Source organism: Paenibacillus violae (genome assembly GCF_032461945.1).
GTDB lineage: Bacteria > Bacillota > Bacilli > Paenibacillales > NBRC-103111 > Paenibacillus_E > Paenibacillus_E violae.
Window position 1 is genome coordinate 1,471,319 of record NZ_JAWCUD010000001.1, and the last position, 12,019, is coordinate 1,483,337.

At 45.7% G+C, this 12,019-nt stretch carries 11 protein-coding genes; 7 read left to right on the plus strand and 4 right to left on the minus strand.

Annotation, left to right across the window (positions count from 1 at the left end):
• Positions 1-3 precede the first annotated feature (3 nt).
• The 4 genes from RQP52_RS06605 (at position 4) to RQP52_RS06620 (ending at position 4,043) form a co-directional block, all read left to right on the plus strand.
• Positions 4-1,875: a heparinase II/III domain-containing protein gene (locus RQP52_RS06605; protein WP_315950226.1), complete on the plus strand. Its 1,872-nt coding sequence runs from the start codon at positions 4-6 to the stop codon at positions 1,873-1,875.
• 119 nt (positions 1,876-1,994) lie between these two features.
• Positions 1,995-2,429 (plus strand): YciI family protein, encoded by a 435-nt coding sequence (locus RQP52_RS06610; RefSeq protein WP_315950227.1) that lies wholly within the window; start codon positions 1,995-1,997, stop codon positions 2,427-2,429.
• Complete coding sequence (locus RQP52_RS06615) at positions 2,426-3,721, plus strand: RNA polymerase sigma factor (protein ID WP_315950228.1); 1,296 nt, start codon at positions 2,426-2,428, stop codon at positions 3,719-3,721. Before RQP52_RS06610 ends, RQP52_RS06615 begins: the two co-directional genes overlap by 4 nt.
• Positions 3,702-4,043 (plus strand): DUF1801 domain-containing protein, encoded by a 342-nt coding sequence (locus tag RQP52_RS06620; protein WP_315950229.1) that lies wholly within the window; start codon positions 3,702-3,704, stop codon positions 4,041-4,043. Before RQP52_RS06615 ends, RQP52_RS06620 begins: the two co-directional genes overlap by 20 nt.
• 62 nt (positions 4,044-4,105) lie before the next feature.
• On the opposite strand, the gene RQP52_RS06625 is transcribed toward RQP52_RS06620, so the two are convergent.
• The 3 genes from RQP52_RS06625 to RQP52_RS06635 all read right to left on the minus strand — a co-directional run bounded on the left by RQP52_RS06625 (position 4,106) and on the right by RQP52_RS06635 (position 8,462).
• Positions 4,106-5,908: an ABC transporter ATP-binding protein gene (locus tag RQP52_RS06625; protein WP_315950417.1), complete on the minus strand. Its 1,803-nt coding sequence runs from the start codon at positions 5,906-5,908 to the stop codon at positions 4,106-4,108.
• 31 nt (positions 5,909-5,939) lie between these two features.
• Positions 5,940-7,688 carry an ABC transporter ATP-binding protein gene (locus tag RQP52_RS06630; RefSeq protein ID WP_315950230.1) on the minus strand — a complete coding sequence of 583 codons (1,749 nt, stop codon included), beginning with the start codon at positions 7,686-7,688 and terminating at the stop codon, positions 5,940-5,942.
• Between the two features lie 198 nt (positions 7,689-7,886).
• Positions 7,887-8,462, minus strand: coding sequence for a CBO0543 family protein (locus tag RQP52_RS06635; RefSeq protein ID WP_315950231.1), 576 nt, complete (start codon positions 8,460-8,462; stop codon positions 7,887-7,889).
• 161 nt (positions 8,463-8,623) lie between these two features.
• On the opposite strand from RQP52_RS06635, the gene RQP52_RS06640 reads away from it, so the two are divergent.
• Positions 8,624-8,926, plus strand: a complete 303-nt coding sequence (locus RQP52_RS06640; RefSeq protein WP_315950232.1) for a hypothetical protein — start codon at positions 8,624-8,626, stop codon at positions 8,924-8,926.
• Positions 8,927-8,941: 15 nt separating this feature from the next.
• Positions 8,942-9,400: a hypothetical protein gene (locus tag RQP52_RS06645; protein WP_315950233.1), complete on the plus strand. Its 459-nt coding sequence runs from the start codon at positions 8,942-8,944 to the stop codon at positions 9,398-9,400.
• Between the two features lie 74 nt (positions 9,401-9,474).
• On the opposite strand, the gene RQP52_RS06650 is transcribed toward RQP52_RS06645, so the two are convergent.
• Positions 9,475-10,353 carry a LysR family transcriptional regulator gene (locus tag RQP52_RS06650; RefSeq protein ID WP_127457218.1) on the minus strand — a complete coding sequence of 293 codons (879 nt, stop codon included), beginning with the start codon at positions 10,351-10,353 and terminating at the stop codon, positions 9,475-9,477.
• Between the two features lie 134 nt (positions 10,354-10,487).
• On the opposite strand from RQP52_RS06650, the gene zwf reads away from it, so the two are divergent.
• Positions 10,488-12,011: a glucose-6-phosphate dehydrogenase gene (gene zwf, locus RQP52_RS06655; protein WP_315950234.1), complete on the plus strand. Its 1,524-nt coding sequence runs from the start codon at positions 10,488-10,490 to the stop codon at positions 12,009-12,011.
• The last annotated feature ends 8 nt before the right edge of the window (positions 12,012-12,019 follow it).

Genomic DNA, 12,019 nt, shown 5'->3' on the forward strand with positions numbered 1-12,019 from the left:
TCGATGTTAGCAGATCGTTATGATGCTGAAATTGTGAAAGAGGTTTTGCTGTCCAGGGAAAATTATAAGCCTTTTCCAACTAGTGAAGATCGATCAGAATGGTGTGAGCTTCCACAGAATCTGAAACGTTTTTGGATAAATAAGGGCGAAAGCAGGTTCAATTATTCATGGCCAACGATCACAGCCACACAGTACATGGACTTTAGTAGAACTGGGAACCGCGTCAGATATGACACGGTTTTATTGGAACGAAGACAGGATCTTGCTTCTCTGGTTATTGCTGAATGTATCGAGAACCATGGACGCTTTATGGATGATATCGTCAACGGGATCTGGTGTATATGTGAAGAAACATTCTGGGGAATCCCCGGACATGGTTATATGATGAGGAGACAGGATCCGCTTCCGGATGTATCAGACCGAATCATTGAACTGTTCGCTGCTGAAACTGCTTCACTGCTGGCTTGGACGTATTATCTGCTGAAAAATAAACTGGATGCCATGAGTAGGATGATTTGTGAGCGTATACATCTTGAAGTGAAAACTCGGATTCTTGATCCATACTTACAACGTACTGATTTCTGGTGGATGGGATTCAATCAAGAGAAAATGCTGAACAATTGGAATCCGTGGTGCAACTCCAATTGCCTGATGGCATTTTTACTCTTAGAAGACGACCAGCAGCGTCGTGAGGCAGCGGTTGTCAAAGCGATGCACAGTTTGGATATGTACATCCAACGACTCGATCCCGATGGCGGGTGTGAAGAAGGGCCGAAATATTGGATCTATGCTGGAGGCATGCTGTTCGATGGTCTGGAACTGCTTTATGGAGCCACGAATGGAAAGTTGGACGTCTTTCAAGAGCCACTGATTCAAAACGTGGGTCGTTACATTTACAAAGCGTATATCGATGGCTGCTTTTATGCCAACTTTGCGGATAGCTCGCCTAAAGTTCACATTCCTGCTGATCTTATGTATCGATATGGGCGCAGAATTGAGGATTCTAGGCTGTCTGGACTTGGAGCTATTGAGTTGAAGAAAAAGCATGAGGAATCAACTTTCGTACACTATTCAATCATGTTTCGTCAATTGTCAGCCATCTTTCATTACGCAGAAATGGAGCACTATATCGGTGAATCTCCTTACCTGAGGGATACTTGGTTTGACGGGATTCAAGTCATGGTTGCGCGAGAGCAGGAAGGCTCGTCCGAGGGGCTGTATCTCGCGGCTAAGGGTGGACACAATGATGAGAGCCATAATCACAATGACATTGGACATTTTATCGTATATTGCGATGGTTCTCCCATGATTATTGATCCCGGGGTAGGTTCCTATACGTCGAAATCTTTCTTTTCAGAGCGATACAGCCTGTGGACGATGCAGTCTGCTTATCACAATCTGCCACTTGTGAATGGGGCTCAGCAACTGGCTGGCAGACAGTATGAAGCTGATCAAGTCCATTATCACCAAGACGAGACATTGGCTTCGATCACGATGAACATAGCGAAAGCCTACCCGGAATCTGCGGGAATCACTAGCTGGAAGCGTGCGATTAAACTCATTCGTGACTCAAATCCGTATATTGAAATTCAAGATTATTTTCAATTAACGCGCATGTCAGACGATATTACACTAATGTTAATGACCCCACACGCTCCGCAGGTCGAGGGGATAGGCTGCATTGCGCTGCAAGATGTGAACCTTCATAGGTTAACTATCCGATATAATGGAGAACTATTTTCGGTTTCTATAGACACAATTGTTCTCGATGACGAAGCCATGAGAGAGGTATGGGGTGACCGCTTGTACAGGATCATGCTTAATGCTCAGACAGCTGGAAATCAAGGCGAATCTATTATCAAAATAAGTAAATAAAAAAATATATAACGTGTCGATTCTTCCGTTTTTAATTCGTTGTCTTTATAGAGGGCAAAATTTTTTCATAGATGTCATGCAGCTGGCAAAACCAAAACAAAAAACGGAGGGATACATTTATGAGATTCATGATGATCGTTAAAGCTACAACAGATTCAGAGGCAGGGAATAAGCCAAGTCAAGAACTACTTGACGCTATGCAAAAGTATAATGAGGAATTAGTGAGAGCAGGTGTTTTGCTCGCTGCGGATGGTCTGCAGCCAAGCTCTAGCGCCATAAGGATTTCCTACCCGGAACCAGGGAGCAAACCGAAAGTTGTTGACGGGCCGTTCACTGAAGCCAAAGAAATGATCGCCGGATATACATTAATTGAAGTTAAGTCCAGGGAAGAAGCCATCGAGTGGGCGATGCGCATGCCGGATCCTCATGGTTTTGGCCAAGGGGAAATTGAACTTAGACAGGTGTTCGAGATGGAGGAATTAGCGGACAATCCGGAAACAATTGCAAAAGACGCAGCCCTTCGTGAGCAAGTACGGGAGCAGCATAAAGCGTGAACTTGTCCCAAACTCATCGAACCCTTGAAACCATATGGCGAATCGAATCGCCTAAAATTATCGCCGGATTAACGAGAATGGTGCGCGATGTAAGTCTTGCAGAGGATATTGCCCAGGATGCTCTCGTCATTGCTCTCGACCGATGGTCAGATCACAATATGCCAGACAATCCGGGTGCTTGGTTGATGACGACGGCCAAACGGCGGGCAATTGATCATATGCGCAGAAATAAACGACGTGATCAAAAGTATATGGAGATTGGACACCAGATGGAATTATTTAAAGACAATGAGCAAAGTGAGCACTGGGATGGAGAGATCGGTGATGACATCCTTCGTTTGATCTTTATGACTTGCCATCCCAGCTTATCGCAGGAAGCAAGAGTTGCACTGACCCTCCGCCTGTTATGTGGGCTAACGACGGAAGAGATTGCGCGATCTTTTCTCGTCGCCGAGTCAACGATTGCCCAGCGAATCGTGCGGGCCAAGAAAACACTGAGTACGGGAAAGGTTCCCTTTGAAGTACCGACTGAGGAGCTCAAGGAGCGTCTGACTGCGGTGCTTGAAGTCATTTATCTCATGTTCAATGAAGGATACTCGGCAACATCGGGGCAGCATTGGATCCGTCCCTTATTATGTCAGGAGGCATTGAGGCTTGGACGTGTTCTGGCTGAGATTGCAACGGAGGAACCTGAGGTGCATGGACTTGTCGCCTTGATGGAGATTCAATCTTCCCGGTTTAAAGCACGGGTTACCCCGGAGGGAGAACCTGTGCTTCTCATGGATCAAAATCGAGCTCGTTGGGATTACTTGCTGATTCGCCGAGGTTTGATGGCTCTAGAAAGGAGCAGGAAGCTAGGCAAGGCTCTTGGTCCATATTCACTTCAGGCAGCGATTTCGGCCTGTCATGCACAGGCGCGAACAGCAGCTGAGACGGATTGGGTCCGAATTGCTGCGCTCTACGAAGCGCTTTCGAGAGTATCGCCATCGCCGATTGTTGAGTTAAACCGGGCTGTGGCTATTTCAATGGCGTTTGGTCCAGCTTTCGCGTTACAGATCGTAGACGAGCTGCAGTCGGAGCCATCCTTAAAGGAATACCATTTGTTGCCAAGTGTTCGCGGTGATCTCTTGGTTAAGTTAGGACGGGACGATGAGGCCAGCAAAGAATTTGATCGCGCAGCATCCATGACAAGAAATGAACGTGAAAAAGAACTTTTAATCAAACGGGTGGAAGAAATTAAATCTGCAAAAATTGCAAAGGAGCGATTACAACATGAATCCGGAAGTAACTGATTTTATTGAGGCGTTGAAAGAACCGTGGCAGAGGGAAATGTCTGTAAAATTGCGTCAAATTGTTCAAGAGGTGATTCCGGACGTGCATGAACGCATGCAATATAAGAAACCGCATTTTTTGAAAAATGGAAAATACGCCGCTGTCATCTCCTCGTCCAAAGATACAGTAAGCTTCACGATCTTTAATGCTAGTGAGCTAACCTTCCCGAATGGTTTATTTGAAGGTCCTCCGGAAAGAAAGACCTTGAAGCTGAAGCAAGGGCAATCCTTCGATCCCGAGCTGTTGTCTTCCTTAGTTAGCCAAGCTGTTGCGGGACTTTAAACGAATAACATCAAGAAAACAGCCCCAGGCATGCTAAAAAGCATTCTGGGGCTGTAGTGTATCTATTCCGCTGTACTTTCGAGATTTTTAAACTGATTGGAGAACATCCTGGAATACGTGCCATCTTGGCCCATCAATACGTTATGACTGCCTTGCTCGGCGATCTCGCCACGATCAATAACCATAATCGTATCCGCATCCCGAATTGTATTCAATCGATGTGCAATAATGAAACTCGTGCGGCCTTTCATAATGGAGAGGAGAGCTTCCTGAATATGCAATTCCGTGCGCGTATCAATGCTGCTCGTCGCCTCGTCCAGAATGAGAATAGAGGGATCTGCCAGGATAACGCGCGCAATCGCAAGCAATTGCCGCTGCCCTTGGCTTAAATTCCCGCCGTTCTCGGAGAGCGGGGTATCGTAACGCTTCGGCAGCCGGCTAATGAAGGCATCTGCATTCGCGAGCTTAGCAGCAGCAACCACTTCAGCATCGCTGGCATCGGGCTTGCTGTATTTGATGTTCTCCTTAATGGTGCCGGAGAACAGATACGTATCCTGCAGCACGATGCCGAAGCTGCGGCGGAGACTGTCCCGCGTATAGGATTTGATATCTCTTCCGTCAATCAAGATCGTGCCGCTCGTGGCGTCATAGAACCGGGTCACTAAATTGACAATCGTCGTCTTGCCTGCGCCTGTCGGTCCGACGAGTGCAAGGCTGCTGCCAGCCGGCGCATCAAAGCTGACTTGATTGATGATCGGCATATCCGGCCGATAGCCGAAGGTGACGCCCTGGAAAGTGACGTGCCCGACGGGTTTTACCAGTTCGATAGCGCCTGGCTCATCTTCAACTTCTTCCGCTTCATCCAAAACTTCAAAAGCACGTTCTGCCCCTGCAACACCCGACTGCAGCACGTTGTAGGTGTTCGCGATCTCGTTAAGCGGCCTCACGAATTGGCGCGAATAGCTCAGGAAGCTGGCAATAACGCCGACGGTGATGTGACCTTTGACGGCTAGAATACCGCCGACAATCGCAACGGCGGAGAAGCCGATATTATTGATAACGCTGAGGAGAGGCATCAAAAAACCGGACCAGATTTGAGCTTTTAGCCCAACCTCATAAAGCTTTTCGTTCACGTTATTAAATTCATCGATAGCTTTCTTCTCACGGTTAAAGGCTTTAACAACAAGAAGTCCGGAAATCGTTTCCTCAATGTGACCATTCAGCTTACCGAGCTGTGCCTGTTGTCCCTTGAATAACACGCTCGTTCGCTTGGTAATGGTTTTGGCGAGCAAGAACACGAGAGGCACGGTAATGAGACTCGCCAGGGTCAGGGTGGGGCTTAGTATCAACATCATCACTAACGATCCAACGATGGCTATTGATCCTGACATCAGCTGGGTAGTGGACTGTGAGATTGAGTTGCTCACGTTGTCAATATCATTCGATAGCCGACTCATGATATCCCCGTGAGAGCGTCTGTCGAAGAAAGCAAGAGGCAGCTTTTGCAGCTTCGCAAACATCGTTTGCCGAAGTCGCTTTACTACGCGCTGTGCCAGACCAGCCATGACCCAGCTCTGCAGGAAGGTAAGCCCGCCATCAGCGATGTACGTAGAGATGAGAACGATCAGCGTCACATCAAGGACGCTATAGTTAACTTGGCCTACTGCCATTGCGTCAACGGCTACACCAATGAGATAAGGGCCGGCTAGGGTTAAGGCGGAGTCGGCAATAATGAACAGAAAGACGATCGTCAGCCATTTTCGTTCGGTACCTAAATAGGACCATAGACGGCGTAGGGTGCCTTTGAAATTTTTCGGCTTCACGGCAGGAGCGCGGCCTCCACGACCAATCGGCCCCGTGATCATCGGGACGTCAGGGGCTGATTGACGCGACCCTTCATTCGGCTTTGACATGATGAGGCAGCTCCTTTCCGAATTGAGATTGGAAAATTTCCACGTAGACGCGGCAGCTCTTCATCAGCATCTCGTGTGTGCCGATGCCAACAATTTCGCCGTCGTCCATCACTATGATTTTATCAGCATCCATCACTGAGGTAATCCGCTGCGCAATGAGTAAACAGGTGACACCAGATGCGAAAGATTTGAGAGATTCTTTAATGTTTGTCTCCGTTGTCGTGTCCAGGGCGCTTGTACAATCGTCAAGAATCAGCACATCCGGTTTGCGAACGAGCGCACGGGCAATCGACAATCGCTGTTTCTGGCCGCCAGACAAGTTCACGCCGCGTTGACCAAGCATCGTTTCATAACCCTCGGGAAACGAAGTAATAAAGCCATGTGCTTCCGCCATTTTGGCAGCTTGTATGATCTCGTCAAGTGTTGCGTGCTCATTGCCCCAGCGCAGATTCTCTTCAATCGTTCCGCTAAACAATATAGATTTCTGCGGTACAATGGCAATCTGATCACGCAGCTTAGCCGGGTCAAGCTTCCCAATGTCTACACCATCAACACGGATCGTACCTGCGCTCGTATCATAGAATCGGGGGATAAGGCTCACGAGACTGCTTTTCCCCGACCCGGTAGATCCGATGATACCAATTGTTTCACCCGGTAGGCACGTGAAGCTGATATTTTTCAACACAGGATCTCCAGAAGCACCTTCGTAGGCAAACGAAACGTTTTCAAAATCAATCTGGCATCCCTGACGCCCGGTTGGCAGAGCAGCAGCGACGTCCCATGTCATGGTATTGACCTGATCGAAAACTTCGCCGATTCGATTGGCGGAAGCTTTTGCTCGCACGAATAAGTTGAAAACCATGGAAATCGTCATCAGCGCAAACAAAATTTGTGTCATGTAATTGACGAATGCGACGATATGTCCGACTTGCATTTGACTGTTATTCACGCGCCAGGCCCCCAGCCATAGCACGGCAGCGATCCCGAAATTGACACTGAGCAGGATAGAGGGGTTAAAAATAGCCAGCAGCCTCGTCACCTTTATGGATTTATTCTGATATTCAATATTGGCTTGTTGAAACTTACCCGTCTCGTGATCGAAACGATTAAAAGCTTTGACGACGCGTACGCCGGATAGATACTCTCGCATAACCCGATTGACGCTGTCCAGCGCCTTTTGCACGCCTACAAACCGAGAAAAGCCCACTTTCAAGTTCAACGCAACGAGCACACCGACGATCGGAACAACGATGAGCAGTACGACGGACAAATTAGGGTTGAGTCGCACGGCCATAATGAGACTCCCGATGCATAGAAGGGGAGCTTTAACAAAAATGCGCATAAGTCCATTTACAAAGTTTTGCACCTGCGTCACATCATTCGTTAATCGCGTAATTAAGGACGCGCGCTCGAATTGCTCGATGTTCACGAACGAAAGCGATTGGATTTTTTCGAATAAATCCCTTCTTAACTCCGTGCCGAATTTCTGTGAAACATGGCTTGCCACAATATTGCGCATCGAGGCTGCGACAGCTCCGAACGCGGTAATGATCAGCATCAATCCGCCCATACGGAGCACGTAATCCAGCCGTTTCTCCGCAACGCCCACGTCCAAGATGTGGGACATAATCGTCGGTTGCAGCAAATCCGCGAGCGCTTCCAACGTCACGAAAAAGACAGCAACCAGAAATAGCTTCCAGTGCTTACTGACATAAATCTTCATAAAACCCATCGTGTACACTCCTTTTTCCGTGGTCAGCCCCTCACTTGAACATTACTCCGATTTTGGTGTATTGTCATCCTAGGTATTTGTTAAAACTGGAAAAAAGGCGGTTTTATTCTTCTCTATTAGAAAAAAGTGCCGTATACAAGCTGCGAAAAAAAGACTCTAAACCCTCGATCAGCACAAGGGGATAGAGCCTTTCTTTTACTAGGCATTTCTAGAGTTTCTTTGAAAATGGAGAAACAAATCCGTTATCAACTTGGCAAGGATGGTAACCAGGAAGTATAGCAGAAATAAATAAAAGTAATTCATTCTGCCGTACAGATGAAACAAATCAACAGTTGATAACAATGGTTTAAAAACGAAAGCGAAGATTGCACACATCAGCGCACCAAATAAATAGTAATTTTTCTTATGATTCAGCGTCCACTGATATAGCAGCATAAGCACAACCGGATTAAAAGAAGCATCCATCGTAATGCTTGTTGGCAAATACGGAATGATTTTATACGGAAATCCCCAAATATTATTCCTTTCACCATACAGATGAATATAGGTAGCCATGACATGTACGCTGAAACCGTAGAATCCAATTTGCAGCGCCTTCTTTCGGTCTAGAACGAACCAGAGAATGACCAGGGGAATAACGAACATAGCCAGATTGGCCCAGAATTCCCATGTCTGGGCGTTGGAATATTGTACCCAATAATCGATCCAAGAGTTGGACAGCGACTTCTCTTTATTTAATAATTCCTCGTACACATGCTTTTGCTCTGGTGTCATAGAAGATCTCCCTGCATGTCTTTTTGTTATTATGCGCATTTCACACGATTTTACACGGGATGAATGGAAAATTTAGCTTTTTAGTATCGATACCACCCCCTGAAATCGACAAAATACGACGAATTGTTTAAAAGCTATGCATAATTAAGGAGTGAATCAAGATGGCGAATACATACAAACGCTTCATTCAAAATCAACTCGAAAAAGCGAAATCTACCGCTTCCGAATTCATTACTTCAAGAAGTGAAGAGCAAGAAGAAGACACAATCGAACTTAGTCCGCAAGCTTATGATGAGCTTAGAGCAATCGCCGATATGCAGAATACGACCGTACAGGAAATCGTCAATAGCATCATTGCCCAATACCTGGAAAGCTCCCCCTATGAATTAACCCACATTTCGGTGGATCAAAAGGAAGATAACCCGTTATTGTATTTGGATGGGATATGCAAATTAGAGGATTAGGAGTGCTGACGACATATGGATAACCACATGAATATACAGGATGCCATTTTCCTGGATGGAACAGCTTTAGCCGCGTTTATGAATCCTGAAGATCCCAGTTATGCGAAAGCTCGTTCTTTGTTTTTAGATCTGCATGATCTGGAACGTAATTACGTGACGACCAATTCGATTATCTTTGATCTGCACGAATGGCTGCGTAATGCCTACAGCTATCAGCGGGCCGAATATTTTCTGAGTGCAATCGATAAGGCTGTGAGTAAAGGCAAGCTGACTGTAATCTCCAGCAGTCCTGAATTCGAAGGGGAATCGCGTAGATTATTGCTCGACAGGCCCGAACTGAGGTTCTCCTTAAGTGAAGCATTCACTGCGGTGACTATGTCCTATTACCAAGTGAAACGTATCTTTACGTTTAATCGCAATTTCATGATGCTTGTTAATTTGGATAAAAACTTTCGAATTATACCATCTAACTAAAAAATTTCAGCAAAAAAGAGGCAGTCCCAGAGTCATTTAATGACCGAGGGAGAGCCTCTTTTTTTATTTAAATTCTATTGAACCAACTCTATGAACCTTCTTGCTGAAATGGAAAGAGGCATGTTGCGCATCGTCATAATACCTACATGCGTAGGCGGCAGCTTCACATCCAATTGAATTTCGAAGAGGGAACCTTCTTCCAGCTCTTTCGAAATAAATTCCTTCGTCACGTAAGAGATGCCAAGTCCTTTCCGTGCAAACTCGATGAGAAGCTCTACGCTGCCGACCTCGATTTCAGGCTTGAGCTTATAGCCGTAGCTTTGGAATAATTCCGTAATAGCCATTCGTGCCCGGCTGTTGCGCGAGAATAGAATGACGGGGTATTGCAGCAGCATTTCCAGGGATAAAGTCTCGCCTTTCAGCTGTTCGTAACGCGGCCCCGCTACAAAGCAATCCTTAAGCTGAATGCTTTCCCGTACTTCAAGCTGGGCATCAACAATAGGCATACGAACAACGCCCAAATCAATCCTGCCTTCTTTAAGAAAAGAGATGATTTCCGGTGTAGTACCATGATTCAAGTGCAGCTTAATACCTGGGTGATTCTGATGGAATTCTTCCAAATACGGAAGTAAATAATGTTTGAAGAGAGAGTCGCTTCCGCCGATCCGCAGCTCGCCACTGTCCAGATTTTTAAGCGCCGCCATCTTCTCCTCAGCTCTCGAAATGAAGTTCTGCGACTGCTCGATGTAGGAATAAAGAATCGCACCTTCTTGCGTTAAAGCAACACCTTTGGAATTTCTGTAAAACAAAGCGAGACCAAAGCTGTCTTCCAGCTGTTTGATGGCGTGGCTCACGCTTGGTTGGGTGATATACAGGGCTTTGGCCGCCTGTGTTAAACTGCCTGTTTTCGCTGCCCAATAAAAAACTTTGTACAATTCGTAATTATTTATCATAGATCAGGTCTATATCTCCTCTGAAATATAATGATTTCTTTTATAGGTGGTAATTATATTATAGTGGAGTTACGAAAAAGAAACCAGAACTGCTGAATGACTGAGGGAGTTCTGTTGGAAGGAGAAGAGAAAAAATGGAGCCTACTACATTTGTCTTATTTGGAGCGACAGGGGATTTGGCAAAAAGAAAGATTTACCCTGCACTGTATAATTTGTTTGTCGATAATAAACTACCGGAATCTTTCTCTTTAATTGGTCTTGGAAGAAGAGAGTTTTCCGATGAAGCCTTCCAGGCGAATGTTGAACAATCTATCCATACTTTCTCCAGGCGTAAAGCAAACAATCCTGAATTATTGAAAAACTTCTTACGTACATTCCGTTACAGTGTACTTGACATAGACCGTAAAGAAGATTATCAGAAGCTGCTGCAGCTCATTGAACAACGGGAAGAAGAACTCCGCATTTTACCGAATCGCATGTTTTACTTATCCGTAGGACCTGAATATTTTGAAACAATTGCTGCGAATATCAAGGAAAGCGGTCTGGGTTCTGCAGATGGTTGGAAACGCCTAGTAATCGAGAAACCGTTTGGCCATGATTTGCAATCCGCTCGGGATTTAAATCAACAGTTAAGCAAAGCTTTTGCCGAAAATGAAATTTATCGTATTGATCATTATCTTGGCAAACCTATGGTGCAGAAACTCGAGGTTATTCAGCAGTCCAATCCCGTCCTTCACGCGATATGGGCGAATAATTACATTGCGAACGTTCAGATTACGGCAAACGAAACCGTTGGTGTTGAAGAAAGAGCAGGTTATTACGATCATGTTGGCGCGGTAAGAGACATGTTCCAAAACCATATGCTGCAATTGCTAATGATGCTTACCATGCACCTGCCTAATGTCAGCAACTCCGAGTTGGTGCGGTTTAAGAAGAAAAAAGTGATGGAAAACCTCGAACCGCTGCTGAAACAGGATGTTGGCGCCAATGTGATCCGCGGGCAATACAAAGAAGGTTCGATTGGAGGCAAGCAAGTCGTAGGTTATACTTCGGAGCCAGGGATTGCCAGCACATCCATGAACGATACATTTATTGCCGCTAAATTGCAGATCGACGATTTCTTCTGGCGGGGCGTTCCGATTTATATCCGGACAGGAAAAAGAATGCATGAGAAATCAACACGGATCGTCATTGAATTTAAAGAGCCGAATACGAATCTGACTCAACATCATGATGAAAGCCAAGTGCCTAATCTATTGGTATTTGAAATTAGTCCAAATGAAAGTATTACGCTGCAATTAAATTCGAAAGATCCTTCCAAGAACGGGAAATACAAACCTATTCAAATCGACTTTCACGAAAGTCAAGAGGATGTTCCCGAAGCTTATGAAAACTTGATCTATGATGCCTTGCAAGGAGATCCTACGTTCTTTGCGCATTGGGACGAAGTCGAATTGGCTTGGGCTTGGGTTCAACCGATCCTGGATGCTTTCCAAGAAAATCTAGTCCCGCTTCATCTTTATGCCGCGGGCACGAATGGCCCCGCTGAATCCGATGCCTTATTGGCGGCGAATGGCCATCATTGGTGGTTTGATTCCAAAAATGAGCAAGAAAATAAACCAAGTGAAGAAAAATATTTTGCCCATCATACAAACTAAATTACGAT

Coding starts and splice junctions, on each gene's coding strand:
- RQP52_RS06605 (WP_315950226.1), top strand. CDS start 4: ATGTTAGCAGATCGTTATGATGCTGAAATTGTGAAAGAGGTTTTGCTG.
- RQP52_RS06610 (WP_315950227.1), top strand. CDS start 1,995: ATGAGATTCATGATGATCGTTAAAGCTACAACAGATTCAGAGGCAGGG.
- RQP52_RS06620 (WP_315950229.1), top strand. CDS start 3,702: ATGAATCCGGAAGTAACTGATTTTATTGAGGCGTTGAAAGAACCGTGG.
- RQP52_RS06625 (WP_315950417.1), bottom strand. CDS start 5,908: ATGATCACGGGGCCGATTGGTCGTGGAGGCCGCGCTCCTGCCGTGAAG.
- RQP52_RS06630 (WP_315950230.1), bottom strand. CDS start 7,688: ATGGGTTTTATGAAGATTTATGTCAGTAAGCACTGGAAGCTATTTCTG.
- RQP52_RS06635 (WP_315950231.1), bottom strand. CDS start 8,462: ATGACACCAGAGCAAAAGCATGTGTACGAGGAATTATTAAATAAAGAG.
- RQP52_RS06640 (WP_315950232.1), top strand. CDS start 8,624: ATGGCGAATACATACAAACGCTTCATTCAAAATCAACTCGAAAAAGCG.
- RQP52_RS06645 (WP_315950233.1), top strand. CDS start 8,942: ATGGATAACCACATGAATATACAGGATGCCATTTTCCTGGATGGAACA.
- RQP52_RS06650 (WP_127457218.1), bottom strand. CDS start 10,353: ATGATAAATAATTACGAATTGTACAAAGTTTTTTATTGGGCAGCGAAA.
- zwf (WP_315950234.1), top strand. CDS start 10,488: ATGGAGCCTACTACATTTGTCTTATTTGGAGCGACAGGGGATTTGGCA.